The organism is Jeotgalibacillus haloalkalitolerans (assembly GCF_034427455.1).
GTDB lineage: Bacteria > Bacillota > Bacilli > Bacillales > Jeotgalibacillaceae > Jeotgalibacillus > Jeotgalibacillus haloalkalitolerans.
On the sequence record NZ_JAXQNN010000007.1, the window covers coordinates 1 to 26,364 of the forward strand.

Sequence of the window (26,364 nt, forward strand, 5' to 3'; positions counted from 1 at the left end):
GCCGCAATTTTCGTTTCTAAAAGATACTTTGCCATAAAAAACTACACCTCCAATTGTTATGTGTGTCTAACAATTGGGGTGCAGTTCACTAAATCCTCTGCTCTTTTTATTATGCAGGAATACTTGTTTTTGAAGCTTGTGCCTGAGGGAAAACCTTCAGCATCTTAGCCCCGACGGCTGCTGCCACAAAAGAAAGAATGATATCTTTTGGAGCTGGTGGCAGCATCCAGATCCATGCCATTGTATAAGTAAAACCTTCAGGTGCGTTAAACCATAGCTTGTACGCCATATACATCCAATTCGTACCAAGGAAGTAGTTAAGTGCTGTACCAAGCAGTGCGGCTGCAACCAGCATCACAAAAGATTTATTTTTTTCCGTCAGTAAGCCTACAAACCAGGATACAACGATGTATGAAAGAATAAATCCGAATGTCGGACTGATCAGCGTGCCAAGACCGCCACCCCATCCGGCAAATACTGGCATACCCGCAAGACCGATCAGCATATAAACGGTCATTGCAATTGCCCCCCATTTTTTACCGAGCAGTAAACCTGCTATCACGCAGACGACGGTTTGAAGTGTGATTGGGACATTTCCAACTACCAGGATCGGCACAATTGAAGTAATGTTTGCGCCGATTGCCATGAGTGCTGCAAATAATGACGCTAGCACCATTCCGTGAACCTGTGATTTTACCATTTGAACCCCTCGTTTCTGATACATGCTGTGTAGTCTTCAGGACCGCTGGCACTTTCCGTGGCGGGCTGCGCTTTCCTGCCCCCGGGCGGTGAGCCCCCTCATGCTTCGCATGAATGGTCTTACCTGTCCCTTCCTGGGGCGGGAGTCTCCTCCGCCCGCCACTCCAAGTGCCAGCTGAAATATATATTGATATGTACAAAATGATTATAATTTGAAGAAGTATTTAAGTCAACTTAATGTTAATATAGGTTAACTAAACTTAGAGGAAGTATTTTTATTTTTAGTTTTTCAGCATTACAATCATGTTTCAATTTAGTGAAATTAAGTGTTATGGGTTTGCTTTTTTCCAGATATTCGTTACAATGCAGTCTAGGCTAAGAAATAGCGTTTTTGGAAATTCGAAAGGGGTTTTACTTTATGAACTTTAAGAAAATATTCCTACCATTCGCTGCAGGTGCATTAGCGCTTGGACTCGCGGCATGCAGTGATGATGAATCAGCTAATACAGAAGCAGAAAATCAAGAACCAACTGCTGAAGAGCAACAGGCAGCAGAAGAGCAGCAGGCTGCACAAGAAGAAATGCAGGCTAAAATGGAAGAGCAGCAGGTTGCTGAAGATGAAGTCGTAGCAACGATTAACGGTGAAGAAATTACTGGTGAAGACTATAACTCAGCGCTTGCTTCTACGCAAAGCAGCTTTCAGCAGTCAGGACAGGATCCTACAACTGAAGAAGCAGCAGAGCAAGTTAAAACACAAACACTTGATTTATTAATTAACCAAACTTTAATTGTTCAAAAAGCTAATGAGGCTGGACTTGAAGCAACTGAAGAGGAAATTGATGAAGAATATGCAACTTTCCAGGAGTCATTCGGCGGTGAAGAAGCCCTGAATGAAATCATGGAAGCGCAGGGTATGGATCAGGAAACTCTTCGGGAGCAAATCGCTGAGTCAATTAAGTTTGATAAGTATGTAGAGCAGGAAGCTCCAGTTGAAGAGCCTTCTGACGAAGAAATTCAGGAATACTATGATGAATCTGCAGCTCAAATGGAAGAACAGGGACAGGAAGTTCCACCACTTGAAGATGTAAGAGATCAGATTGTTCAGGGTATGACAGGTCAGGAACAGCAGGAAAAGCTGATGGCTCACCTTGAAGAACTGAAAGCTGACGCTGAAATTGAAACACTAATCTAAATGGTTGGAAGGCATCTCCTTTGGGAGGTGTCTTTTTTTATTTATCACTGGAATACAACAACAAAATGAGGTGATTGCTACAACCTGGCGGGGAATAGCGACATGATCCCGGGTGTATCGCTACATACCGAGAGCAAACCACTACAAATCCGGCAAAAATAGCGACAACTTCACCAGAACCACCCTCCCCGGCACTGAGTGCACTTGGGAAACGGGCTTTTAGTTTCTTAAAGAGCATCAAGAGGGGGTTGCGTGACATTAATTTGAGAGAAAGTGACAATATGTAAGGTTGATTGCTACCACATGGCGGGGAATAGCGACATCATCCCGGGTGTATCGCTACATACTGAGAGCAAATCGCTACAAGTTCAGCAAAAACACCAACAACTTCACCCAAACAACACCCTTGACTAACCACCCCATCCCTAGTAAACTACACAATATCTTTATTTTATTATCGTATTAGCGAACTAAAGGATTCAGTCAATTATTCGAGTTTTTAGTGGGCAGTAAGGTATAATGAATAGATACGATTTTATCGCTTTTAGTTCGTTAAACTATAAGAGTTGGACGGAGCGGAAGGCGGCGACTCCAACACGAGAAGCCGGACAGGTGAGACCCTGCAGACGTGAAGGGATGAGGAGGCTCACCGCCGGCCGCGTGGAAAGCGTCCGCCTGGAGCGCAGGCCAAAGGTTCTAATGTACAAACCATGAAAGGTTGTGGAGACGGTGTCAAAGCTGTTTATGTTTGAGAAACCAATCGGAATGAGAGATACGTTTCCTCATTTATATAGTTTGAAAAAAGAAATCCGTATGAATGTTGAGAATGAAATGATTAACTGGGGCTATGAATTTATGGAAACACCGGCCCTTGAGTACGATGAAACTGTCGGCGAAGCGTCAGCAATTTTAGATCAGCAGCTGTTCAAGCTTCTTGATCAGCAGGGGCGTACGCTTGTGCTCAGACCTGATATGACGGCGCCAATTGCACGTGTAGCTGCTTCAAAACTGTTAAAAGACCGTAATCCGCTCAGGCTGGCTTATGCGGCAAATTTATTCCGCGCGCAGCAGCGTGAAGGCGGGAGACCGGCTGAGTTTGAACAGATCGGCGTTGAGCTGATTGGTGATTCGACTGTCAGTGCGGATGCAGAAACGATTGCGCTTTTAGCTTCAGTTCTGAAGGCATCAGGGTTGGAGGATTTTACGATTGCAGTTGGACATGTCGGTTTCCTGCAGGAGTTGTTCCTTCAGATTGTCGGCACAGAAGAGCGCGCTGAGAAGCTGAGAAAGCATTTATATGAAAAGAATTATGTAGGTTATCGAAAGCATGTGGATTCATTACCGCTTTCCTCTATTGATAAGAAGAGGCTGATTGATATCCTGCACATCCAGGGGAATGGCGGATCGATTGCGAAAGCTGAGGCCCTTTTAGAGGGAGAAGGCGGACGCGGGGCATTGCGTGAGCTTGAGGAACTGCTTTCAGTCTTAAAGGATTATGGAGTCGAGGACTATGTGAAAATGGATGTGTCGCTTGTGAGCCACATGTCTTACTATACAGGCGTACTGTTTGAAGTGTACGCAGATAACGTAGGCTTTGCGCTTGGAAACGGCGGACGTTATGATAATCTGCTGAAGAAATTCGGTGCTGAGGTCGGTGCAACCGGGTTTGGGATCAGAATGGATTATTTAATGGAAGCGTTGAATAAAAGCGTGAAGCAGGTTCAGCCGGCATTGATTTTATTCTCAGCTGAACGCAGGAAAGAAGCAGCTGAAAAGGCGGCTGAATACAGACAGAACCAGCAGCCTGTGATTGTTCAGGATGTAAAAGGTGTGTCTGACCTGGACAGTTTTACTGCCGGATTTAAAGATGTGCATACGTTTATTGGAAAGGCAGGGGATCAGGCATGAAGGAATTAACGATTGCCATGCCAAAAGGGCGTATATTTGAAGAAGCGGTTGTCATGTTGAAGGAAGCAGGCTACAATCTGCCACCTGAGTTTGATGATTCAAGAAAACTGATTATTGAAGTGCCGGAGGAAAATCTGCGCTTTATTTTAGCGAAACCGATGGATGTACCGACTTATGTGGAACATGGCGTAGCGGACATTGGCATTGCGGGAAAAGATGTGATGCTTGAAGAAGAGCGTCATGTATATGAACTGCTGGATTTGAAAATCAGCCACTGTTATTTAGCGGTAGCGGGGCTTCCTGATACAGAAATGAATGAAGTCGCACCAAGGATCGCGACGAAATATCCAAACGTTGCATCGTCTTACTTCAGAGAGCAGGGCGAGCAGGTTGAGATTATTAAGCTGAACGGTTCAATTGAGATTGCACCGATTATCGGGCTGACGGACCGGATCGTTGATATTGTATCGACCGGGCGTACGTTAAAAGAAAATGGCTTAGTGGAATATGAGCATATTGTGGATATCACGTCACGTCTGATCGCTAATCCTGTAAGCTATCGTCTGATGCATGACCGGATCAGCGAGATGACGAGCAGACTTGAAAAAGTGGTGAACGGCTAATTAATTCGGGTTTATTAGGTTGGCGCTTGGTCTTCGTTTCAGGCGGACGCTTTCCACTACGATCAGCGCTGCGGATTATACCGATTTACCCCATCTTGTTATGAGAAAGGAAAGGCTTAATATGAACATCCGTTATCTGAATGAGAGCAGCATTCCGCGTCAGTCGCTTGATCAGGGTACTGAGGCACAGCGGAAAAGTGTGCAGGACATTATTGCAGAAGTGAAAGATGAAGGTGACGAAGCGGTCCGCTTTTACACGGAGCAGTTTGACGGTGTGAAGCTTGAGTCGTTAAAAGTAACAGACGGTGAAGTGGATGAAGCACTTCTGGAGCTGGATGAGGAACTGCTGTTGATTTTACAGGAGGCGGCTAATAACATTCGTGCCTTTCATGAAAAACAGGTTCAGCAATCCTGGATGACAACTGAAGAAAACGGCACAATCCTCGGACAAAAAGTCACTGCGCTTGATGCAGCGGGCATCTACGTGCCAGGCGGAACTGCCGCTTATCCTTCCTCTGTCCTGATGAATGCGATCCCTGCCCAGGTTGCAGGTGTAAAACGCATCGTGATGGTGACACCACCCGGCAAAGACGGAAAGGTACCGGCAGGCGTTTTAGCTGCAGCGCGCCTTGCGGGTGTGCGCGACATTTATAAAATTGGCGGTGCCCAGGCAGTTGCAGCGCTTGCTTACGGAACAGAATCGATTGAACCGGTTGATAAAATTACCGGGCCAGGGAATATCTTCGTCGCGCTTGCTAAACGTGAAGTGTTTGGAATTGTTGATATCGATATGATTGCAGGACCGAGTGATGTAACCGTGCTTGCAGATGATACAGCTTTTGCAAATGAAGTCGCAGCAGATCTGTTATCACAGGCTGAACATGGCGAACTCTCTCAGGCAAATCTGGTGACGACATCCAGGGAACTTGCTGAAGCGGTACAAAAAGAGGTGGAAGCACAGCTGAATGAACTGCCAAGACACGAAATGGCACGTGTAGCCATTGAAGAGCATAGCGCGATTTATGTGGCAGACACCCTTGAGCAGGCAGTAGAAGCAGTAAATCAGATTGCCCCTGAGCACCTTGAAGTGCAGATGGAAAATGCAATGGAATTGGTCGGAAAAATCCGCCACGCCGGCGCAATTTTCGTTGGCAGATACAGCTCAGAGCCGATCGGTGACTACTTTGCAGGACCAAACCACACACTGCCGACAAGCGGAACCGCACGATTTTCAAGCCCGCTGTCCGTAGACGACTTCGTGAAAAAATCCAGCATTATCTCATACAGTAAAGCTGCCTTTGATGAAAACGGCAGCAAGGTTGCGAAGTTTGCAAGGCTTGAGGGTCTTGAAGCGCATGCGAGGGCGATTGAGGCGAGAGATAAAAACAAATAGTAATCCAAAACGCTGACCCTTTCCGTGGAGGACTTCGCTTTCCGCACTCGGGCGGCGAGCCTCCTCAATGCTATGCATTTCCGGGGTCTCGCCTGCCCTTTCCCGGTGCAGGAGTCTTCGTCCTCCACTCCAAGGGCCAGCTAAGTGGGTTATTTAATTTCATTTTTATCACCACATGAAATAATGCTATCAGTATAATAAATCTACTCAAAAGTATATGATTATAACCATCTGGACTAATCAAAGTACCTGTTGAAACTTTGCTTTTTATTAATAACAATCAATATCCATGCACAGCTGAGGGTTGGAACGGAAGGGGGCGACTCCGGGACGATTAGTTGGAAGCTGAGACCCCACAGGCGCAGCCGAGGAGGCTCAGCAACAACCGTCCGGAAAGCGTCCCCCTGGAGCTCCAATCCTCAGCCAGCTTAATAAACCCATAAAAATAGTGGCCATACATATTAAAAGGAGTGTCCCAAATGACTGAACGTAAAGCTTCATTAAAACGAAAAACAAATGAAACCAATATCTCACTTGCGCTGAATATTGACGGTGAAGGCATAAGCGATATTCAGACAGACGTACCATTCATGACCCACATGCTCGACCTTTTCACTAAGCACGGCCACTTCGATTTAACCGTTGAAGGCCGCGGTGATGTGGATATTGACGGGCATCATACGACAGAAGATATCGGAATCGTACTCGGTCAGGCACTACTTGAAGCACTTGGTGATAAAAAAGGCATTAAGCGTTATGGCAACGCCTTTGTCCCGATGGATGAAGCACTTGCTCAGGTCACAGTTGATCTGAGTAACCGCCCGCATTTAGTAATGAATGCTGATTTCCCGAAAGAGCGGGTAGGGGATTTTGATGTAGAGCTTGTCCATGAGTTTTTATGGAAGCTTGCAATTGAAGCGCGGATGAATCTCCATGTGAATGTGCATTACGGTTTTAATACACATCATATGATCGAGGCAGTATTTAAGGCGCTTGGCCGCGCACTTGATGAAGCGACTCAGATTGATCCACGTGTTAAAGGTGTGCCATCAACGAAAGGGATGTTGTAAATGATCGGAATTGTTGATTATGGTATGGGGAATCTTTTCAGCGTCAGTAAAGCACTGGAGCGGATTGGCGTTCCTTATATCATCAGTGATAAAAAGGAGCAGCTTGAAAAGACTGACGGGCTGATTTTACCCGGCGTTGGCGCATTTCGTGATGCGATGAAGCTGCTTGATGAGACGAAGCTTTCAGATTTTATAAAAGAACAGGCAGATGCAGGAAAGCCGATACTGGGGATTTGCCTTGGCATGCAGCTTTTATTTGATGAAAGCGAAGAGAACGGTGTTTTTAAAGGACTCGGTCTTTTAAAAGGAAAAGCGGTTAAGTTTCCAGGGGAATCAAATGGTGAGCGTTACAAAGTACCGCATATGGGCTGGAATAAGCTGAAGTTTCACCAGGATTCACCGCTGACGGCAGATGTTGAAGCGGATCATGTGTATTTTGTTCACTCTTATTATATTGCAGGTGAAGATCGCGATGCACTGATCGCTTCATCTGATTATTATGAAGAAGTACCGGCGGTTGTCGGGAGAAACAACGTGTTTGGCATGCAGTTTCACCCTGAAAAAAGCGGTGACTTAGGCATGGCGCTTTTGAAAAATTATACGCAGTACGTACAAAATACGGAGGTGGAAGTATGAGTTTCACAGTCTATCCGGCAATTGATATGAGAGGCGGCAAATGTGTACGTCTCACACAGGGTGATTATGCACAGGAGACGATTTACGGGGATTCTCCTTTTGATATGGCTAAGCAGTTTGTTGATGAAGGTGCTGAATGGATTCACATGGTGGACCTTGACGGCGCGAAGGACGGCAAGCGCGTCAATGATGTATTTGTTGAGCGTGTTGTTAAGGAATTGCCTGCACGCGTTCAGGTTGGCGGCGGCATCCGTACGGAAGAAGACGTGGTACACTATTTAGATCAGGGCGTTGACCGCGTGATTATCGGAAGTCTTGCAGTAACAAACCCTGCTTTAGTAAAAGAATGGTTGAAGAAATATGGCAGCCGCATTGCAATCGGACTTGATGCTAAAAACGGTTATGTGGCAACACACGGCTGGATTGAAACGTCTGAGCTAAAAGCGGTTGACCTTGGAAAAGAGCTTGCAGAAGCAGGCGCTGAAACGTTTATTTTTACAGATATTGCAACAGACGGCATGCTGAGCGGTCCGAATGTAGATGCAGTTGTTGAGCTTGCTGAATGCACAGGTGCTGAGGTGATTGCATCAGGCGGCGTCAGCTCTCTTGAGGATCTGCGTACATTGCAGGCTGTTTCAGGAATCGGCGTAGCAGGTGCGATTGTCGGTAAAGCAATCTACACGAATAAATTCACCGTCAAACAGGCCATTGAGGAGACGTCGTGATGCTGACAAAACGAATCATTCCATGTCTTGATGTAAAAGAAGGGCGCGTTGTAAAAGGCATTCAGTTCGTTGAGCTCCGCGATGCCGGTGATCCTGTTGAGCTTGCCCGTGCTTATGACCAGCAGGGTGCAGATGAGCTTGTATTTCTGGATATTTCAGCATCACATGAAGGACGCAAAACGATGGTGGATGTTGTGCAGGGCGTCGCAGCAGAGCTTGCCATTCCATTTACAGTAGGCGGCGGCATTAATGCGCTTGAAGATATGAAGCGGATTCTGCGTGCAGGCGCTGATAAAGTGTCGTTAAATACAGCAGCGGTCCTGCGACCTGAGCTGATCCGTGAAGGTGCTGAATACTTTGGTACCCAGTGTATCGTGGTCGCGATTGATGCGAAATGGGATGAGGAAGCAGGCACGTGGCGCGTCTATACGCTCGGTGGCAGAAAGCCGACTGACAGACTCGTGCTGGACTGGGTCAAAGAAGCTGAAGCACTTGGTGCAGGGGAAATACTTCTGACATCAATGGACCGTGATGGTGAAAAGTCAGGGTTCAATGTAGCATTGACGAAAGCAGTCAGTGAAGCAGTGAATATTCCTGTTATCGCTTCAGGCGGTGCCGGCGGAAGTGAGCACTTTACTGAAATATTTACAGAAGGCAAAGCAGATGCAGCACTCGCAGCGTCCATTTTCCACTATGAAGAAACAAGCGTAAAAGAAGTAAAAGCACATTTAAGAAAAGAAGGAGTGAATGTAAGATGAACATTGATACAGCGAACATTCGCTTCGATGAAAAAGGATTAATCCCGGCAGTAGTACAGGATGCATCAACCGGTGAAGTCCTGACAGTCGCGTATATGAATGAAGAATCTTTTAAAAAATCAGCTGGAACCGGTGAAACGTGGTTCTACAGCCGCTCACGCCAGGAACTCTGGCATAAAGGGGCAACAAGCGGCAACACACAGAAGATTGTGGATATGACACTCGACTGTGATGGCGATTCACTTGTTGTGCGTGTAAAGCCTGCAGGTCCTGCATGTCACACAGGCGAGCGTTCATGCTTTAATGAAAAAGTATATGAATCAGATGATAAAGCAGTCGGTACTCAGATTCTCTCAGTGCTTGAAAGCCTGATTGCAGAACGTGATGAGGAACGTCCGGAAGGCGCTTATACAACATATCTGTTTGAAGAAGGCGTTGATAAGATTCTGAAAAAAGTCGGTGAAGAATCAGCAGAAGTCATTATTGCGGCGAAAAATCGCGATAAAGAAGAGCTGAAGTGGGAAACAGCGGATCTGCTCTATCACACACTTGTGCTGCTTCGTGAACAGAAGCTTCCACTTGCTGATGTCATGGGCGTTCTTGAAGAGCGTCATAATAGACCAAAATAAATTGCGGCACCTGTTCCTTTTTGGAGCGGGTGTTTTTTTGTGTGCAGAGGCGGGTCTGTCCCGGGTCTACAGCGTCTGCGTAGACTTGGGACAGACCCGCCTCTACCGGCTTACCATGGCATTCATCCCTTTCCACACTTTCAAATCCGTGCTAAAATTGATTAGTTAATACAATGTACGGAGGCTATTCATGAAAAAAGGATCGGATCATCAAAAAGGAAAGCTTGTGCCATTTACCCAGACAGGTGAGAGCCTGTATAAAAGAGGGATGGCCATTTATCAAAAAGGTCAGCTTGAGAAGGCTGTGAAATATTTAGGGAAAGCGGCCGAGCTTGAGCCGGAAGAGCCGATGATTGCACTTCAGATTGCGATGATTGAAACGGAGCTTGGACATTTCCAGGAGTCAAATGAGCGCCTGAAGCATATAAGTGAGTTAACCGATCCATCTATGACTGAAATTCATTATTTTATGGCGAACAATTATGCGCATCTGGGTTTATTTCAGGAAGCGTACCGCCATGTGAACACCTATTTGCAGAGCCAGCCTGATGGGGAGTTCTCAGAGGATGCTGAGGATCTGCTTGAACTGCTTGAGTTTGAGGATGAAGACGGTTTTGAAGAAGGGTTTGAACAGGATGACCTGATTATTCATCAGGAGAAAGCAGGAAAGCTGCTTGCTGATGGGAAGTTTGAAGAAGCCATTAAGGTGCTTGAAGAAGTGGTTGAACGTTATCCGGATTACTGGTCCGCTTATAATAACCTTGCACTCGCTTACTTTTACCAGGGAGATACTGAACAGGCGTCAGCTATTTTAACTGAAGTGCTGAATAAAAATCCCGGTAATCTGCATGCCTTATGTAATTTAGCGGTATTTTATCATTATCAGGGCCGCACAAAAGAACTGGAAGCATTGGTTAAAGCACTGGAAACCGTCCGGCCATTTCTGATTGAACACCGTTTTAAGCTGGGGGCAACCTTTGCTTTACTCGGAAAGCATGAACAGGCATACGGCTGGCTGAAGAGTCTTGCGAAAAGAGGATTCGAGGGTGACAGCGGTTTTCACTATTGGCTTTCACATTCCGCCTGGCATTCAGGTCATAAGAAAGCGGCCGAGGATGCGTGGAAGCGCGTGATTGAAGAGCAGCCTGATAAAGCAGGTCAGGAGCCGTGGAACCGTGCAACCACACGAAATGACGAAAAGCTGAAAACATTTTATCCGGAAGAGCGGATGTTTATTTTATTTAAGGATATTCAGGAATCAGCCAGCTTTTTGACAGAGGAAGCACCTGAATATTTTACAGAGGTTGAAAAAGCATACTATCAGATGCTGCAATCTGATGAACCGCAGGATACACCGATCAGCAGAGCACACCTCGTTGCATGTGAGCTTTTAAAACACTTTGACCTGCACGAAAAATCTCATCAGGGATTATTTTATATGTGGTTTCACATCGTTTATCACGGGTCTGTTCATGGGTATACATTTCAAAATGTAGAGGCCCTTGCTGCAGCGGTTGAATATTTATGGCGGAAAGTCAGAGGCTCAAAACTGACGCAAAAAGAGATCGCAGTTAAACACGGAATTTCAGCCGGAACGCTTGCGAGATATAAGCGGGAGATTGAATTATACTTGCCATAAGCAGATGATTGGACGATTCTATTCCCTTAGATTACGATGGATTGTAGATAAATTATGAACTCATCAAAAAGGAGTGTCATTTCATGACTGAAGAAAAAATTTATGACGTGATTATTATTGGTGCAGGTCCTGCAGGGATGACAGCTGCTGTATATACTTCAAGAGCGAACCTATCAACACTGATGCTTGAGCGCGGTGTACCTGGTGGCCAGATGGCAAATACAGAGGATGTTGAAAACTACCCTGGATTTGACCATATTCTTGGACCTGACCTTTCAAATAAAATGTTTGAGCACGCGAAGAAATTCGGTGCTGAATACGCATATGGTGATGTAAAAAGCATCGAGGACGGCACGGATTACAAAACAATCAAAGCCGGATCAAAAGAATATAAAGCACGTGCAGTACTCATCACAACTGGTGCAGAATACAAAAAGCTTGGCGTGCCGGGTGAAAAAGAACTTGGCGGACGCGGCGTGTCTTACTGTGCAGTATGTGACGGAGCATTCTTCAAAGGAAAAGACCTTGTCGTTGTAGGCGGCGGAGACTCTGCTGTTGAAGAGGGTGTTTACCTGACACGCTTTGCGAACAAAGTCACAATCGTTCACCGCAGAGACGAACTGCGCGCGCAGAAGATCCTTCAACAGCGTGCATTTGATAATGAAAAAATTGATTTTATCTGGAATTCAACAGTGAAGGAAATAAATGAAAAAGACGGTAAAGTCGGATCAGTGACGCTTGTTTCAACTGAAGACGGTTCTGAAACAGATTTCGCTGCAGACGGTGCATTCATCTATATCGGTATGGTGCCACTGACAAAGCCGTTTGAAGGTCTTGGTATCCTGAATGATGAAGGATATATTGAAACGGATGAAAAAATGCAGACAAACGTACCTGGCATCTTCGCAGCTGGTGACGTACGTGACAAGACACTACGTCAAATTGTCACAGCAACAGGCGACGGCAGTGTCGCATCTCAGGCGATCCAGCATTATGTGGAAGAACTTGCTGAGTCTTTGAAGGTACAGTCTTAATTAAATAATGCTTTATGACAACCGCTGGTGATTGCCGTTCTCTGCAAGGATGGTATATTAACGGTTTAACTTGAACCTCTCCTTAAGTGGAGGGGTTTTTGTTTTGAGTAAATGTGTTTTGTGGGTTCCGGAGATAATGTGGTGTGTTCATGAAATTACATGTGGTGTTCAGAAGATTAGTATGGTGATTCCGGACATTTTGAGACTGGTCCCTGAAATTGTGTAATTAGACCCACCCCAACTTTGGTGGTTATTCAAAAAATATACGTTTATTATTAAGTAAACCATCTATATAATTGCACTAAGTTGATCGGAGCGTAAGGTGGCGACTCCAGCGGGATGTGACGGAGAGGTGAGACCCCGCAGACGCGCAGCGATGAGGAGGCTCACCGCCGTCCCCGCGGAAAGCGTCCGCCTGGAGCGTAGATCAACGTTTCCGGTTTAATCATCAATAACTAAATCTTTATCTAATCGTTACCAAACTGTAACCGCCATGCAACAATTAATGGGTATAGTAAGACCATAAGTAATTGACCCCCTTTAAGTATATATTTTTGGCACGGACACCGAACAGGTCCGTGCCCTTTTTTTGTTTTCATAACAAAAAGGAGATTCACATACATATAGAGAAGGAGACAGTACGGCTTCATTGTGAGAGTATGTGAAACCATGTATAATAAAATGAATGAGCTAAAAATGAGCAGGTGATAGGATGCAGAGAATAACGAATTGTGTATATATAAAAGATAATCAGGCACTGCTTCTTCAAAAGCCTAGAAGAGACTGGTGGGTTGCACCGGGCGGTAAGATGGAGCCGGGTGAATCAGTCAGGGACGCCTGTATCAGAGAGTATCGTGAAGAAACAGGGATTTATGTAAAAAACCCTGAAATTAAAGGGATTTTTACCTTTATTATAAAAGAAGGAAATGAAGTGATTTCCGAGTGGATGATGTTTACGTTTCTGGCGACAGAAGGTGATGGACTGATGCTGGATGAATCGCCTGAAGGCATTCTTCAGTGGCAGCCGGTTGAAGCCATTCAGTCACTTGATATGGCTGAAGGGGACCGTCACATTCTTGAATATGTGGTTCATGGCCAGGGCGTGATCTATGGTACGTTCACGTATACAAAAGATTTTGAGCTATTATCTTATCGTCTGGATCCTAGCTAAGGGGGAGTGTCGCGATGTCAACAGATATGGAATTAGTGATTATTACCGGTATGTCGGGAGCAGGAAAAACAGTAGCCATTCAAAGCTTTGAAGACCTGGGTTTTTTCTGTGTAGATAATCTGCCTCCAACACTGCTGCCAAAGTTTCTTGAGCTGATGAAAGAGTCAGGAGACAAGATGAACCGTGTAGCAGTTGTAATGGATTTGAGAGGAAGAGAATTTTTTGACTCTCTTTTTCAGGCACTGGATCAGTTTGATAATGAAGAAAGACTAAAGCCGCGCATTCTGTTTTTAGAAGCAGACGATCAGGCGCTGGTGAGACGCTATAAAGAAACGAGACGTTCTCATCCGCTTGCACCTGCCGGACTGCCGATGGAAGGCATTAAGCAGGAAAGAATCCTGCTTGCTGATTTAAAAGGACGCGCACAGACCATTTATAATACATCGAGTTTAAAACCGAGAGAACTGCGTGAGAAAATTCTTAATGAGTTTTCAGTGAACAAGCAGTCTTTATTTACCGTCAATGTGATGTCGTTTGGATTTAAGCATGGACTTCCGATTGATGCAGACCTTGTATTTGACGTAAGATTCTTGCCAAATCCGCACTATATTGATCATATGAGACCCCAGACAGGCCTGGATGAAGAAGTATCTGAGTATGTAATGAAGTGGAATGAAACGAAGAAGTTTCTTGAGAAGACGATAGATCTGCTGCAATTTATGCTTCCTCATTATAAGCGTGAAGGCAAAAGTCAGCTTGTCATTGCAATCGGTTGTACAGGCGGACAGCACCGCTCAGTCGCATTGACTGAAGAGATGGCCCGTGCATTTGCCAAGGACTATCACACTCAGATTACGCACCGTGATATTCATAAAAAGCAGGGTGCACCAAAAAAATGACGCAGCAAAAAGGTAAGGTTGTTGTGATCGGGGGCGGGACAGGCCTGTCTGTTCTGCTCCGCGGGCTGAAGCAGCACCCGCTTGATCTGACAGCGATTGTAACGGTAGCGGATGACGGGGGAAGCTCGGGCAGAATCAGGGATGACCTGAAGATCCCGCCTCCTGGGGATATCAGAAATGTTATTGCCGCATTATCTGATGTAGAGCCGCTTGTAGAAGAGATGTTCCAATACAGATTTGCGAGTAAAAACGAATTAAGCGGTCATTCGCTGGGGAACTTAATCATAGCAGCAATGACGTCCATTACCGGGGATTTCGCACACGGTGTAGAGGAAATGAGTAAAGTACTGAATGTCAGAGGCCGCGTGCTGCCTTCTGCCAACCAGAGTATTGTGCTTTCTGCAGAGATGGAAGACGGTACGATTATAAAAGGTGAATCTAAAATTCCATTTAGCGGGAAGAAGATTAACCGCGTATTTTTAACACCAAAACACGTTAAAGCACTACCTCAGGCGATAGAAGCCATTGAAGAAGCCGATATGATTATTATTGGGCCGGGCTCACTATATACAAGTATCCTGCCGAACCTGCTTGTAAAAGAAATAGGGAAGGCAGTATTAAAGAGCAGCGCGCCAAAGGTGTATATCTGTAACCTGATGACGCAGGCCGGTGAGACAATGAATTATACAGCTTCTCAGCATGTAGAAGCGATCTACCAGCATATGGGTGCCAAATTTATGGACTATGTGCTCGTCAATAATGAAGACGTTCCTGCGGAGATCCGCACACTTTATGATAAAGAAATGGCGGAACCCGTAAAATTTGATGTAGATCGATTAAAAGGACTCGGACTTCAGGTGGTTTATGATAAAATAATCATTAATCGCGAAGGACTGATTCGTCATGATACAGATCGTGTCGCAAAAATTATCGTCCGCTTAATGGCTGAGGCTAAGGATCAGCTAGCGTAGTTAGTGAAAGAGGGAGGCGGAAAAGACACATGTCGTTTGCGTCAGAAACGAAAAAAGAACTCACCCAGATTGAGGCAAATGATTGCTGTTCAAAAGCAGAATTATCTGCGCTGATTCGGATGAACGGATCACTGTCTTTTTCTAACAGAGTTCTGATTGTCAATATTCAAACAGAAAATGCGGCAATTGCCCGCAGAATTTATACACTGATCAAAAAGAATTATACGGTACAGGTTGAACTCCTTGTGCGTAAGAAAATGAGACTGAAGAAAAACAACGTGTATATTGTCAGGATTGCTGAACAGGCGCGTGATATTCTTGAAGACCTCAACATCCTTGGAGAGGGCTTCCGTCTGAATCATGCAATCACACCGGCAATGATCGGTAAGAAATGCTGTCAGCGCGCATACTTAAGAGGCGCATTCCTGGCTGGCGGCTCAGTCAATAACCCGGAAACTTCATCCTACCACCTCGAAATCTTCACACTTTATGAAGAGCATAACGATTCACTTGCAAATCTGATGAATCAATTTGATCTGAATGGTAAGACGATTGAGCGTAAAAAAGGCTTTATCACTTATTTAAAAGAAGCTGAAAAAATCACTGAATTTTTCAGCCTGATCGGAGCTCATCAGGCGCTTCTCCGATTTGAAGATGTGCGCATTGTAAGAGATATGAGAAACTCAGTGAACCGTCTTGTGAATTGTGAAACAGCAAACCTGAATAAAACGATTGGAGCGGCACTCAGACAGGTTGAGAATATCCGCTTTATCGAAAGAACTGCAGGGCTTGGTATCCTGCCGGACAAGCTGAGGGAAATCGCTGAACTCAGAGTCGCGTATCAGGACGTTACGTTAAAAGAACTTGGAGAAATGGTCTCCGGCGGAGCTGTCAGCAAGTCCGGGATTAATCACCGCTTAAGAAAAATAGATCAGATCGCTGAAAAGTTGCGTAAAGGTGAAATGGTAAGAAATTAAGTTCAGGAGGAGATCAGATGCAGCAAAAAGAAGTGACAGTCAGGTTGAAAAGTGGATTGCAGGCACGCCCTGCATCCATGTTTGTTCAGGAAGCTACAAAGTTTAAATCCGACGTGTATATCGAAAAAGAAAACAAAAAGGTGAATGCAAAAAGCATTATGGGCTTAATGAGCCTAGCACTTGGATCAGGTGAAAGCTTTACATTGATCACAGATGGTACAGATGAAGAAGCAGCAATGCAAACGCTTGCCGCATACGTAGAAGAAGAGAATTAAACAGAGTCCCTTTCGGCTGATACCTGGGAGGGATTTTTATTTTGGCGGGGGAACTGATACGGGGTGAATGCTACAAGTTGTGGCGGAATAGCTACATCCTCGCCGGTGATTACGACAACAATCCGGGTGTATCGGTACAAGCTGAGCACGAATTGCTGCAACCCAGCCATGGAAAGCTACAATTTCTATAAGATCATAGCAGAGCTGGTAAGCCTTCCTTCGCCCTGAATGCACTTGGGAAACAGTCTTTTGATTTCTTAAAGGCATCAAGAGCGTGTGGTGCAACAACTTTGAAGTGGAAAGAAAAATTGAAATGAAGTGATTGCGACAATTCCAACGATGATTGCTACCCCCGAGGAGAAGATATAGACAACTTCCCGGGTGTATCGCTACAAGCTGAGGGCGGATTGCTACAAGTTAAGCACTGATTGCTGCAACTCACCGATGTGACACAATGCATTTTCAAACAAAAAATTGCATCTCAAACAAAAAAACCGGCCTCCCAAAACAGGAAGCCGGTTTCTCATATTCATATCTGATTATTTACCTTCTTCAGCAAGCTTGTTTCGGTCCATGATCTGATCAACAAGACCATATTCAAGTGCGCGTTCAGCTGTCATGAAGTTATCACGGTCAGTATCTTTTGCGATTGTTTCGAAGTCCTGACCAGTACGCTCAGCAAGAATTTTGTTCAGCTTTTCGCGAAGGAACAGGATGCGTTTTGCAGCAATATCGATTTCAGTTGCCTGACCCTGAGCGCCGCCAAGTGGCTGGTGGATCATTACTTCTGCGTTAGGCAGTGCATAGCGGTGACCTTTTTCACCTGCAGCAAGCAGGAATGCACCCATTGATGCTGCCATACCGATACAGATCGTGTGCACTTTTGGCTTAATGAACTGCATTGTATCGTAGATTGCCATACCCGCTGTGATGCTTCCGCCCGGGCTGTTGATGTATAGGTAGATGTCTTTGTCCGGATTGTCAGCTTCTAAGAATAGTAGCTGAGATACGATTGAGTTCGCAACGTTATCGTCAATTGCGCTTCCAAGCATAACAATACGGTCTTTCAGTAAACGTGAATAAATGTCATATGCACGCTCACCGCGGTTAGTCTGTTCAATAACTGTAGGAATTAAATTCATTGAAAAATCCTCCTTTAACGATCTAGTGGTGGTGTTGCAACAATATGTACTGTCATCTTACAATGAAGGTCAAATAAGGTCAAACGAAATGACTTATTCTTTCTTCCTTTCATCATACCCATCTGAACGCCTGATTAACAAGTCTAAACCATCTTCTTTATATTAATATTCGGCTTGCATTCCGAAAACTCCTTTATTATAATAGAAAAGCATTGTTAAAACGTGCCCTCGTAGTTTAATGGATATGACGCAAGATTCCGGTTCTTGAGATAGGGGTTCGATTCCCTTCGAGGGCGTACATAACAGCCGATCACTGAATGCAGTGGTCGGTTTTTTCTATATTAATGGATTTGTTAAAATTGGCTGTTGATTGCAGCGAGAGGGTGACGCTTTCCGGACCGTTTTTTGCCCTGTCCTTGAGTCCGCATGCTTCGCCTGGGTTTCACACTTCCCTTTCTGCAAGACCGCAACCTGCAGCGAGAATCACCAGCTGTACAAGAACAACAATGAATTTTTTCAAATTAATTTATAGGATCTGTACATTTTCCAATCAATTTATATTCATTTATAATAGTTGCATCAATGAATGAGGTGAATCAAATGATCGTACATTTTTACACCCGCAAAAACTGCGGTCTATGTGAAGAAGGTAAATTAATGCTCGAGCTCGCACAGGAAGACCATGGCTTTATAATAGAAGAGCGTGATATTGATACGTCTGATGAATGGACGGAAAAGTATGGGCTGATGATTCCGGTAGTGGAAGTTGACGGTGAAATCATCAATGCAGGCAATATTGACTTTGTGACAATAAGTAAACGTTTTCAAAAAAAGTCTTGACTTTATTTCTTGAAACGTTCTAAGAACCTTGCTATGATTAGAGGCGTAGCAGGGATCTTTTTTTTGCACCTGATGGGACATAATATGTCTACGCGGGACAAAAAACGACCAGAGACACTTCGATGTCGGGATAATTTGCCGGGCCTTGAAGTGATGTTTCACTGAAAAGGAGCTTTGATATGGCAAATATAATTGACATCCAAAAGCGTCTGGTACCTGACCTGCTAGATGAGATTCAACTGAAGTACCAGGTTTTGAGGTCAGTCAGGTTCTTGCAGCCTGTTGGCAGAAGAAGTCTTGCACAGTCTCTTGGTATGACTGAGCGGGTATTAAGGAAAGAGGTTGAGCAGTTAAAAGCTCAGGATCTGCTTCACATTCATTCATCAGGAATGAGCCTGACAAAGGATGGGTTGGAAATCCTTATTCCGCTTGAACGCATGATCAATGAGATATCGGGTATAACCTTAATGGAGCATTCCTTAAAGGAAATGCTGAAAGTCAAAGAGGTTATGATTGTACCCGGTGACAGCGACGATTCGCCATGGGTGAAGGAAGAGCTTGGACGGGCAGCAATTCAGAGTATGAAGCCTTATGTCGGCACTGACACAGTGATTGCAGTGACCGGTGGTACCACAATGTCTGCAGTAGCAGGCATGCTGACACCTGACTTTGCCACTCCTGAAACATTATTTGTTCCGGCACGTGGCGGCATTGGTGAGGATGTTCAGAACCAGGCGAATACGATCTGCTCGACAATGGCACTTAAATCCGGTGCGAGGCACAGAGTTCTATATGTGCCGGATCAGGTCAGCCGTGAAGTGTATGAATCGATCATGAAAGAACCTGCGATAAAAGAAGTGATGTCACTCATTACTTCAGCAGATATTGTTCTTCACGGAATCGGTGATGCATTTACAATGGCAAAGCGCCGCAGCACAACAGAAGAACATTTTCAGACCATATCTTCCGGACAGGCTGTAGGTGAAGCATTTGGTTATTATTTTGATGTGGAAGGTAACATTGTCCACAAGGTAAAAACCATCGGGCTTCAGCTGAAAGACCTGAGCAATGTACCTAACGTATTTGCCGTAGCCGGAGGTCATTCGAAGGCACAGGCAATCCGCGCTTATTTTAAAGGCGCACCAGAGACTTCTTCGACGCTGATTACAGACGAAGGAGCAGCGAAAGAGCTTTTGAAAGGGTAAGACCTTTTAAAATATAAAAAAGCACCATCCCCAAACATTCTAAGGAGGAATTATTCATGACAGTGAAAATTGGAATTAACGGATTTGGACGTATCGGACGTAACGTATACCGTGCAGCACTTAACAACCCGGAAGTAGAGGTTGTAGCAGTAAACGACCTTACTGATGCTAATATGCTTGCACACCTTCTACAGTATGACTCAGTTCACGGAAAGCTTGATCAGAAAGTAGAAGTTGATGGCGACGACAACCTTCTTGTTGACGGACACAAAGTAAAAGTACTTGCTGAACGTGATCCTGCAAACCTTCCATGGGGCGAGCTTGGCGTTGAGATCGTAATCGAATCAACTGGTATCTTCACTAAAGGTGAAGCTGCTGCTAAGCACCTTGAAGGTGGAGCGAAGAAAGTAATCATCTCTGCACCAGCTAACGGCGAAGACCTTACAGTGGTAATGGGTGTTAACGAAGACAAGTATGACCCGGCTAGCCACAACGTAATCTCTAACGCTTCATGTACAACAAACTGCCTTGCACCATTTGCTAAGGTTCTTAACGACAAGTTCGGCATCAAGCGCGGTATGATGACAACAGTTCACTCATACACAAATGACCAGCAGATTCTTGACCTGCCACACAAAGACTACCGTCGTGCGCGTGCAGCTGCTGAAAACATTATCCCAACTTCAACTGGAGCTGCAAAAGCAGTATCTCTTGTACTTCCAGAACTTGAAGGCAAGTTGAACGGTATGGCTATGCGTGTACCAACGCCAAACGTATCACTTGTTGACCTTGTAGCTGAATTCGAACAGAACGTAACTGCTGACGAAATCAACGCTGCACTTAAAGAAGCTGCTGAAGGCGACCTTAAAGGAATCCTTGCATACAGCGACGAGCCACTTGTATCAACTGACTACAATGGCAACACAAACTCTTCAATCGTAGATGGTCTTTCTACAATGGTTCTTGAAGATAACATGGTAAAAGTACTTTCTTGGTACGATAACGAAACTGGTTACTCAAACCGTTGTGTAGACTTAGCTTCTTACATGGCGAAAAAAGGACTGTAAGAAGTCCGGATTTAAATAGAGTATGATTGGTCTTTCGGCCGGTCATCCCTTATAATAAGAGGGTGAAACGGGGAGCGGGGAATGATCCCCTCTCCCTTTTTTCATCCGCTTGCCAATAAATTGAAGGAGGCCTGTATTCAATGAACAAGAAAAGCATGAAAGATGTTGATCTTAAAGGGAAACGGGTATTTTGCCGCGTAGACTTTAACGTGCCGATGAAGGACGGAGAAGTGACAGACGATACACGCGTGCGTGCAGCCCTGCCTACGATCAAGTATTTAACAGAAGCCGGAGCGAAGGTGATTTTAGCGAGCCACCTTGGACGTCCAAAGGGTGAGGTTGTTGAGGAACTTCGTCTTGCACCTGTCGCAGCACACCTGTCTTCACTCATTGGAAAAGATGTGAAAACAGTGGATGAGGCATACGGTGCGAAAGCTGAAGAAGCCGTTTCATCTCTTGAAGAAGGAGACATTCTCGTTCTTGAAAATGTGCGCTTCTACCCAGGTGAGGAAAAGAACGATGCTGAACTTGCAAAGCACTTTGCAAGCCTTGCTGATGTCTATGTAAACGATGCATTCGGTGCAGCACACCGTGCACATGCTTCAACTGCAGGAATCGCAGAACACATCCCTGCTGTTTCAGGTCTGCTGATGGAAAAAGAGCTTGATGTATTAGGAAAAGCATTATCTAATCCGGAGCGCCCGTTTACAGCAATTATTGGCGGAGCAAAAGTAAAAGATAAAATTGGTGTAATCGATCATCTGCTTGATAAAGTGGATAACCTGATTATCGGTGGCGGACTGGCTTATACTTTCGTAAAAGCACAGGGCCATGAAATCGGAAAATCTCTTTTAGAAGAAGATAAGATTGATCTTGCAAAACAATTTATGAAAAAAGCAGAAGACAAAGGCGTGAAGTTCTATATGCCGGTCGATATCGTCGTAGCGGATGATTTTTCAAACGATGCGAATATCAAAGAAGTTCCGGTTGATGAAATTCCATCTGACTGGGAAGGTCTTGATATCGGACCGAAAACACGTGAATTGTACCGTGATGTGATCCTTCAGTCCAAGCTTGTGATCTGGAATGGACCAATGGGCGTATTTGAACTTGATTCATTTGCGAATGGTACAAAAGCGGTAGGACAAGCCCTTGCTGATGCACAGGATACATATTCTGTCATCGGTGGAGGAGACTCAGCTGCAGCAGTCGAGAAATTCGGCATGGCAGATAAAATGAGTCATATCTCAACAGGTGGCGGTGCCTCTCTTGAGTTTATGGAAGGTAAAGATCTTCCAGGCGTTGTCGCACTAAACGATAAGTAAACCGGGAAAGGATGATCATCAATGCGTAAACCGATTATTGCAGGAAACTGGAAAATGAATAAAACAGCATCTGAGGCGAAAGCTTTTACTGAAGAAGTTGCTTCAAAAGTACCTTCAAATGAGAAGGTGGATGCTGTAATCTGTTCACCGGCACTATTTTTAGCAAACCTTGTGGATTTGACTGAAAACTCAGATGCCGCTGTAGGTGCACAGAACATGCACTTCGAGGAAAATGGAGCTTTCACAGGCGAAACAAGCCCTGTCGCACTTCAGGACCTTGGTGTACAATATGTGATTCTTGGACACTCTGAACGCCGTGACATGTTCAATGAAACGGATGAGTCAGTAAACAAGAAGACACATGCTGCATTCAAGCATGGCCTTACACCAATCGTGTGTGTGGGTGAATCACTTGAACAGCGTGAAAACAACGAAACAAAAGACTTTGTCGGTGGTCAGGTCAAGGCTGCACTGGAAGGATTATCTGAAGAGCAGGTAAAACAGACAGTTATTGCATACGAGCCAATCTGGGCAATCGGCACTGGTAAATCTTCAACTGCAGAAGATGCAAATGAAGTATGTGCACACATCCGTTCAGTTGTTGCTTCAACTGTGTCAGAAGCTGCTGCAGAAGCAGTACGTATTCAGTATGGCGGCAGCGTAAAACCTGCTAACATCGAAGAGTACATGGCACAAAGCGATATTGACGGAGCACTTGTCGGCGGTGCAAGCCTTGAAGCAGATTCATTCCTTGCACTAGTGGAGGCTGGCGCAAATGCGTAAAGCCCCAGTTGCTTTAATTATTCTTGACGGTTTTGCGCTGCGTGACGAAACAAAAGGAAACGCAGTCGCTAAAGCAAACAAGCCGAACTTTGACCGATACTGGGAAACCTTTCCCCATAATCAACTGACTGCATGCGGTGAAGCGGTTGGACTTCCGGATGGACAGATGGGTAACTCAGAGGTAGGTCACCTGAATATCGGTGCAGGACGCACGGTATATCAGAACCTGACGCGTATTAACATTTCAATCCGTGACAAGGAATTTCACTCTATCCCGGAATTCCTGCGTGCGGTTGATAATGCAAAGCGTCACAACAAAGCACTTCACATCATGGGACTGCTTTCTGACGGCGGCGTACACAGTCATTATGAACACCTCTTTGCACTGCTTGAGCTTGCAAAAGAGAAGGGTCTGACAAAAGTATACGTTCACGGATTTTTAGATGGACGCGACGTGGCTCCTTCGTCAGGTCTTCAGTATATTGCGGATGCTGAAGCAAGAATGAAAGAGATCGGCGTCGGGGAATTCGCAACCATTTCCGGCCGTTATTATGCAATGGACCGTGACAACCGCTGGGAACGCGTTGAAAAAGCGTACCGCGTGATGGTTGACGGTACAGGCCCTTCATTCAGTTCAGCTGAAGAAGGTGTCCAGGCTTCTTATGATGAAGAAGTATATGATGAATTTGTCATTCCTTTCGTGGTTGAAAAGGATGGAGCACCTGTTGGCAGAATTGAAAGTCAGGATTCAGTGATCTTCTTCAACTTCCGTCCTGACCGTGCAATTCAAATGTCAACAGCACTCACTAACCCTGACTTCCAAGGCTTTGACCTGGGTCATAACAAACCTGAAAATCTGCAATTCGTCAGCTTCACTCACTATAGCGATAAAGTGCGCGCTGACGTCGCATTTAAAGCAGCAGATCTGAAAAACACAATCGGAGAAGTGCTTTCAGCTGAAGGCCTTACGCAGCTGCGTATTGCTGAAACGGAAAAGTATCCTCACGTCACGTTCTTTATGAGCGGTGGCCGTGAAGAGAAATTCCCTGGCGAAGAACGGATCCTGATTGATTCACCTAAAGTGGCAACGTATGATCTGAAACCTGAAATGAGCGCATACGAAGTGACGGACGCGTTACTTGATGCAATCAATGAAGACCGATTTGATGCGATCCTGCTGAATTTTGCGAATCCGGATATGGTTGGTCACAGCGGAATGCTTGATCCGACTGTAAAAGCGATTGAAGCTGTAGACGAATGTCTTGGCAAAATCGTTGATCTGATTCACGAAAAAGGTGGACATGCCATTATTACTGCAGACCATGGTAACTCAGACGAAGTCATTACGACTGATGACAAGCCGATGACTGCTCACACAACAAATCCTGTACCGGTGATTGTAACGAAGGAAGGCGTAGAGCTCCGTGAGGGCGGAATTCTCGGCGACCTTGCACCGACGATGCTTGATTTGCTGAAGGTTGAAAAGCCTGAAGAAATGACTGGTGAGTCGCTTATTAAGAAGTAAGGTTTCCTGTAATCGCAGACCTGCGCTTCAGGCGGAGGCTTTCCGGACGGCGGTCGCTGAGCCTCCTCAGGCAAGCCTTGCGGGGTCTCAGCTATCCCGCTGCTCGTCCCGGAGTCCCCGTCTTACGCTCCGGTCTGCTGGATGCTTCTTAATAAAAAGAAACAAAAATTCTTCCGGGTTTTGTTTCGAACACAATTTAATTCTAGATAGTGAATTCATGACACAGTGTACTTCCGGCCTGAAGTTTGAATTTTGCTATCTAATGATTTGCACGTAGTTGATTGAAGCGTAAGGGGGGCGACTCCTGTGGCAGGAAGGGACAGGTGAGACAAAGCATGGCGAAGCCTGCTGGCTTACCGCCCGGCCACGGAAAGCGTCCCCCCTGAAGCGGCAATCAACGGTCAAAATTTTAAAGTTAATATATCCCGAAAATCATTTAAAAAGAGGAGAGATTTTAACATGCCATTTATCGTAGATGTATACGCACGTGAAGTAATCGATTCACGCGGTAACCCAACAGTAGAAGTTGAAGTTTACACTGAAAGCGGCGCGTTTGGCCGTGCACTTGTCCCATCAGGTGCTTCAACAGGTGAATATGAAGCAGTAGAACTTCGTGACGGTGACAAAGACCGTTATGTAGGTAAAGGTGTTCTTAAGGCAGTAGAGAACGTGAACAACGTAATCGCGCCAGAACTAATCGACAGCTATTCAGTACTTGACCAGGTGTCAATCGACCAGGCAATGATCGAGCTTGATGGTACTGAAAACAAAGGTAAGCTTGGTGCTAACGCAATCCTTGGTGTATCTATGGCCGTTGCTCACGCAGCAGCAGATTACCTTGATGTACCACTTTATCAGTACCTTGGCGGATTCAACGCGAAGCAGCTTCCAGTTCCAATGATGAACATCCTTAACGGTGGAGAGCACGCTGATAACAACGTAGACATCCAGGAATTCATGGTAATGCCTGTTGGCGCTGAAACGTTCCGTGAAGGACTTCGTATGGGTGCAGAAATCTTCCATTCACTAAAATCAGTTCTAAAAGACAAAGGTCTTAACACTGCTGTTGGTGATGAAGGAGGATTCGCTCCAAACCTTGGTTCAAACGAAGAAGCACTTTCAACAATTATTGAAGCAATCGAAAAAGCAGGATACAAGCCAGGAGAACAGGTTCTTCTTGCAATGGACGTAGCTGCTTCTGAAATCTTCAACAAAGAAGACGGCAAGTACCACCTTTCTGGAGAAGGCGTTGTGAAGTCTTCTGAAGAAATGGTTAACTGGTATGCTGAAATGGCTGACAAGTATCCAATCGTATCAATCGAGGACGGCCTTGATGAAAACGACTGGGATGGCTTCAAGCTGTTAACTGAAAAGATCGGCGACAAAGTTCAGCTTGTAGGTGACGATCTGTTCGTTACAAATACTGAAAAGCTTTCTCGCGGTATCGAGCAGGGAATTGGTAACTCAATCCTGATCAAAGTGAACCAGATCGGTACACTGACTGAAACATTTGATGCAATCGAAATGGCGAAGCGCGCAGGTTACACTGCAGTTATCTCTCACCGCTCTGGTGAAACTGAAGATGCAACAATCGCTGACATCGCAGTTGCTACAAATGCTGGTCAAATTAAGACTGGTGCTCCATCACGTACTGACCGCGTTGCGAAATACAACCAGCTTCTTCGTATCGAAGACCAGCTTGGTGCAACAGCTCAGTACCTTGGCGCTAAAACTTTCTACAACCTACGCTAATATGATGAATCCTCTCTGCTGTAATGGCAGGGGGGATTTTTTTGTGATACAGCGCGAAGGAGTAAGGGTATCATTTATGCATAATATCCCATTTTGATACACTCACCTCCGTCCCCCTGTATCAGC

Annotated in this window: 24 protein-coding genes, 1 tRNA gene and 1 pseudogene; 24 read left to right on the forward strand and 2 right to left on the reverse strand. The window is 45.2% G+C overall.

Annotated elements, in window-relative coordinates; translation table 11 throughout:
• Window positions 1-109: 109 nt before the first annotated feature.
• Window positions 110-700, reverse strand: a complete 591-nt coding sequence (locus UFB30_RS14805; RefSeq protein ID WP_322422478.1) for a biotin transporter BioY — start codon at window positions 698-700, stop codon at window positions 110-112.
• A 417-nt stretch (window positions 701-1,117) separates the two neighbouring features.
• On the opposite strand from UFB30_RS14805, the gene UFB30_RS14810 reads away from it, so the two are divergent.
• From UFB30_RS14810 to UFB30_RS14885, 16 genes are all read left to right on the forward strand, one after another.
• Window positions 1,118-1,891 carry a SurA N-terminal domain-containing protein gene (locus UFB30_RS14810; RefSeq protein ID WP_322422479.1) on the forward strand — a complete coding sequence of 258 codons (774 nt, stop codon included), beginning with the start codon at window positions 1,118-1,120 and terminating at the stop codon, window positions 1,889-1,891.
• Between the two features lie 729 nt (window positions 1,892-2,620).
• A complete protein-coding gene (locus UFB30_RS14815) occupies window positions 2,621-3,799 on the forward strand; it encodes an ATP phosphoribosyltransferase regulatory subunit (RefSeq protein ID WP_322422480.1) in 1,179 nt (392 codons plus the stop codon).
• A complete protein-coding gene (gene hisG / locus UFB30_RS14820) occupies window positions 3,796-4,422 on the forward strand; it encodes an ATP phosphoribosyltransferase (protein WP_322422481.1) in 627 nt (208 codons plus the stop codon). The genes UFB30_RS14815 and hisG overlap by 4 nt, the downstream gene beginning before the upstream one ends.
• A 121-nt stretch (window positions 4,423-4,543) precedes the next feature.
• Window positions 4,544-5,815 carry a histidinol dehydrogenase gene (gene hisD, locus UFB30_RS14825; protein WP_322422482.1) on the forward strand — a complete coding sequence of 424 codons (1,272 nt, stop codon included), beginning with the start codon at window positions 4,544-4,546 and terminating at the stop codon, window positions 5,813-5,815.
• Window positions 5,816-6,294: 479 nt separating this feature from the next.
• A complete protein-coding gene (hisB, locus tag UFB30_RS14830; RefSeq protein WP_322422483.1) occupies window positions 6,295-6,885 on the forward strand; it encodes an imidazoleglycerol-phosphate dehydratase HisB in 591 nt (196 codons plus the stop codon).
• Window positions 6,886-7,521, forward strand: coding sequence for an imidazole glycerol phosphate synthase subunit HisH (hisH, locus tag UFB30_RS14835; protein ID WP_322422484.1), 636 nt, complete (start codon window positions 6,886-6,888; stop codon window positions 7,519-7,521).
• The gene (gene hisA, locus UFB30_RS14840) at window positions 7,518-8,246 is read left to right on the forward strand and encodes a 1-(5-phosphoribosyl)-5-[(5-phosphoribosylamino)methylideneamino]imidazole-4-carboxamide isomerase (RefSeq protein ID WP_039810997.1); all 729 of its coding nucleotides are present in this window, start codon (window positions 7,518-7,520) and stop codon (window positions 8,244-8,246) included. The genes hisH and hisA overlap by 4 nt, the downstream gene beginning before the upstream one ends.
• A complete protein-coding gene (hisF, locus tag UFB30_RS14845; protein WP_322422485.1) occupies window positions 8,246-9,004 on the forward strand; it encodes an imidazole glycerol phosphate synthase subunit HisF in 759 nt (252 codons plus the stop codon). Before hisA ends, hisF begins: the two co-directional genes overlap by 1 nt.
• Window positions 9,001-9,633 (forward strand): bifunctional phosphoribosyl-AMP cyclohydrolase/phosphoribosyl-ATP diphosphatase HisIE, encoded by a 633-nt coding sequence (gene hisIE, locus UFB30_RS14850; protein ID WP_322422486.1) that lies wholly within the window; start codon window positions 9,001-9,003, stop codon window positions 9,631-9,633. The genes hisF and hisIE overlap by 4 nt, the downstream gene beginning before the upstream one ends.
• Window positions 9,634-9,823: 190 nt before the next feature.
• Window positions 9,824-11,272: a tetratricopeptide repeat protein gene (locus tag UFB30_RS14855; RefSeq protein WP_322422487.1), complete on the forward strand. Its 1,449-nt coding sequence runs from the start codon at window positions 9,824-9,826 to the stop codon at window positions 11,270-11,272.
• A gap of 62 nt (window positions 11,273-11,334) precedes the next feature.
• A complete protein-coding gene (trxB, locus tag UFB30_RS14860; protein WP_343217570.1) occupies window positions 11,335-12,306 on the forward strand; it encodes a thioredoxin-disulfide reductase in 972 nt (323 codons plus the stop codon).
• 712 nt (window positions 12,307-13,018) lie between these two features.
• A complete protein-coding gene (locus tag UFB30_RS14865; protein ID WP_322422489.1) occupies window positions 13,019-13,477 on the forward strand; it encodes an NUDIX hydrolase in 459 nt (152 codons plus the stop codon).
• Window positions 13,478-13,491: 14 nt separating this feature from the next.
• Window positions 13,492-14,376, forward strand: a complete 885-nt coding sequence (gene rapZ / locus UFB30_RS14870; protein WP_322422490.1) for an RNase adapter RapZ — start codon at window positions 13,492-13,494, stop codon at window positions 14,374-14,376.
• Window positions 14,373-15,347, forward strand: coding sequence for a gluconeogenesis factor YvcK family protein (locus UFB30_RS14875; protein ID WP_322422491.1), 975 nt, complete (start codon window positions 14,373-14,375; stop codon window positions 15,345-15,347). The genes rapZ and UFB30_RS14875 overlap by 4 nt, the downstream gene beginning before the upstream one ends.
• Window positions 15,348-15,376: 29 nt before the next feature.
• Entirely contained in the window at window positions 15,377-16,324 is a 948-nt protein-coding gene (gene whiA / locus UFB30_RS14880; RefSeq protein ID WP_322422492.1) for a DNA-binding protein WhiA, read from the forward strand.
• Window positions 16,325-16,341: 17 nt separating this feature from the next.
• A complete protein-coding gene (locus UFB30_RS14885) occupies window positions 16,342-16,599 on the forward strand; it encodes an HPr family phosphocarrier protein (protein WP_322422493.1) in 258 nt (85 codons plus the stop codon).
• Window positions 16,600-17,138: 539 nt separating this feature from the next.
• Here UFB30_RS14885 and clpP read toward each other — a convergent pair.
• Window positions 17,139-17,744, reverse strand: a pseudogene (clpP, locus tag UFB30_RS14890) (ATP-dependent Clp endopeptidase proteolytic subunit ClpP); the annotation flags it as partial.
• A gap of 221 nt (window positions 17,745-17,965) precedes the next feature.
• On the opposite strand from clpP, the gene UFB30_RS14895 reads away from it, so the two are divergent.
• The 8 genes from UFB30_RS14895 (at window position 17,966) to eno (ending at window position 26,238) form a co-directional block, all read left to right on the forward strand.
• Window positions 17,966-18,037, forward strand: a tRNA-Arg gene (locus tag UFB30_RS14895).
• A gap of 304 nt (window positions 18,038-18,341) precedes the next feature.
• Complete coding sequence (locus UFB30_RS14900; protein ID WP_322422494.1) at window positions 18,342-18,581, forward strand: glutaredoxin family protein; 240 nt, start codon at window positions 18,342-18,344, stop codon at window positions 18,579-18,581.
• A gap of 179 nt (window positions 18,582-18,760) precedes the next feature.
• Window positions 18,761-19,786, forward strand: coding sequence for a sugar-binding transcriptional regulator (locus UFB30_RS14905; protein ID WP_322422495.1), 1,026 nt, complete (start codon window positions 18,761-18,763; stop codon window positions 19,784-19,786).
• A gap of 56 nt (window positions 19,787-19,842) precedes the next feature.
• A complete protein-coding gene (gene gap / locus UFB30_RS14910; RefSeq protein WP_322422496.1) occupies window positions 19,843-20,853 on the forward strand; it encodes a type I glyceraldehyde-3-phosphate dehydrogenase in 1,011 nt (336 codons plus the stop codon).
• 140 nt (window positions 20,854-20,993) lie between these two features.
• The gene (locus UFB30_RS14915) at window positions 20,994-22,178 is read left to right on the forward strand and encodes a phosphoglycerate kinase (protein ID WP_322422497.1); all 1,185 of its coding nucleotides are present in this window, start codon (window positions 20,994-20,996) and stop codon (window positions 22,176-22,178) included.
• Between the two features lie 21 nt (window positions 22,179-22,199).
• On the forward strand, window positions 22,200-22,961 hold the full coding sequence (gene tpiA / locus UFB30_RS14920; RefSeq protein ID WP_322422498.1) for a triose-phosphate isomerase: 762 nt from the start codon (window positions 22,200-22,202) through the stop codon (window positions 22,959-22,961).
• Window positions 22,954-24,486 (forward strand): 2,3-bisphosphoglycerate-independent phosphoglycerate mutase, encoded by a 1,533-nt coding sequence (gene gpmI / locus UFB30_RS14925; protein ID WP_322422499.1) that lies wholly within the window; start codon window positions 22,954-22,956, stop codon window positions 24,484-24,486. Before tpiA ends, gpmI begins: the two co-directional genes overlap by 8 nt.
• Before the next feature lie 459 nt (window positions 24,487-24,945).
• Window positions 24,946-26,238 (forward strand): phosphopyruvate hydratase, encoded by a 1,293-nt coding sequence (eno, locus tag UFB30_RS14930; RefSeq protein WP_322422500.1) that lies wholly within the window; start codon window positions 24,946-24,948, stop codon window positions 26,236-26,238.
• The last annotated feature ends 126 nt before the right edge of the window (window positions 26,239-26,364 follow it).

What these genes read in the sequence shown, in the direction of transcription:
- hisA (WP_039810997.1), top strand. Translation starts at nt 7,518, where the DNA reads ATGAGTTTCACAGTCTATCCGGCAATTGATATGAGAGGCGGCAAATGT.
- UFB30_RS14905 (WP_322422495.1), top strand. Translation starts at nt 18,761, where the DNA reads ATGGCAAATATAATTGACATCCAAAAGCGTCTGGTACCTGACCTGCTA.
- UFB30_RS14855 (WP_322422487.1), top strand. Translation starts at nt 9,824, where the DNA reads ATGAAAAAAGGATCGGATCATCAAAAAGGAAAGCTTGTGCCATTTACC.
- UFB30_RS14810 (WP_322422479.1), top strand. Translation starts at nt 1,118, where the DNA reads ATGAACTTTAAGAAAATATTCCTACCATTCGCTGCAGGTGCATTAGCG.
- UFB30_RS14875 (WP_322422491.1), top strand. Translation starts at nt 14,373, where the DNA reads ATGACGCAGCAAAAAGGTAAGGTTGTTGTGATCGGGGGCGGGACAGGC.
- hisH (WP_322422484.1), top strand. Translation starts at nt 6,886, where the DNA reads ATGATCGGAATTGTTGATTATGGTATGGGGAATCTTTTCAGCGTCAGT.
- hisB (WP_322422483.1), top strand. Translation starts at nt 6,295, where the DNA reads ATGACTGAACGTAAAGCTTCATTAAAACGAAAAACAAATGAAACCAAT.
- UFB30_RS14805 (WP_322422478.1), bottom strand. Translation starts at nt 700, where the DNA reads ATGGTAAAATCACAGGTTCACGGAATGGTGCTAGCGTCATTATTTGCA.
- hisF (WP_322422485.1), top strand. Translation starts at nt 8,246, where the DNA reads ATGCTGACAAAACGAATCATTCCATGTCTTGATGTAAAAGAAGGGCGC.
- gap (WP_322422496.1), top strand. Translation starts at nt 19,843, where the DNA reads ATGACAGTGAAAATTGGAATTAACGGATTTGGACGTATCGGACGTAAC.
- rapZ (WP_322422490.1), top strand. Translation starts at nt 13,492, where the DNA reads ATGTCAACAGATATGGAATTAGTGATTATTACCGGTATGTCGGGAGCA.
- hisD (WP_322422482.1), top strand. Translation starts at nt 4,544, where the DNA reads ATGAACATCCGTTATCTGAATGAGAGCAGCATTCCGCGTCAGTCGCTT.
- UFB30_RS14865 (WP_322422489.1), top strand. Translation starts at nt 13,019, where the DNA reads ATGCAGAGAATAACGAATTGTGTATATATAAAAGATAATCAGGCACTG.
- eno (WP_322422500.1), top strand. Translation starts at nt 24,946, where the DNA reads ATGCCATTTATCGTAGATGTATACGCACGTGAAGTAATCGATTCACGC.
- hisG (WP_322422481.1), top strand. Translation starts at nt 3,796, where the DNA reads ATGAAGGAATTAACGATTGCCATGCCAAAAGGGCGTATATTTGAAGAA.
- hisIE (WP_322422486.1), top strand. Translation starts at nt 9,001, where the DNA reads ATGAACATTGATACAGCGAACATTCGCTTCGATGAAAAAGGATTAATC.
- whiA (WP_322422492.1), top strand. Translation starts at nt 15,377, where the DNA reads ATGTCGTTTGCGTCAGAAACGAAAAAAGAACTCACCCAGATTGAGGCA.
- tpiA (WP_322422498.1), top strand. Translation starts at nt 22,200, where the DNA reads ATGCGTAAACCGATTATTGCAGGAAACTGGAAAATGAATAAAACAGCA.
- gpmI (WP_322422499.1), top strand. Translation starts at nt 22,954, where the DNA reads ATGCGTAAAGCCCCAGTTGCTTTAATTATTCTTGACGGTTTTGCGCTG.
- UFB30_RS14900 (WP_322422494.1), top strand. Translation starts at nt 18,342, where the DNA reads ATGATCGTACATTTTTACACCCGCAAAAACTGCGGTCTATGTGAAGAA.
- UFB30_RS14915 (WP_322422497.1), top strand. Translation starts at nt 20,994, where the DNA reads ATGAACAAGAAAAGCATGAAAGATGTTGATCTTAAAGGGAAACGGGTA.
- UFB30_RS14885 (WP_322422493.1), top strand. Translation starts at nt 16,342, where the DNA reads ATGCAGCAAAAAGAAGTGACAGTCAGGTTGAAAAGTGGATTGCAGGCA.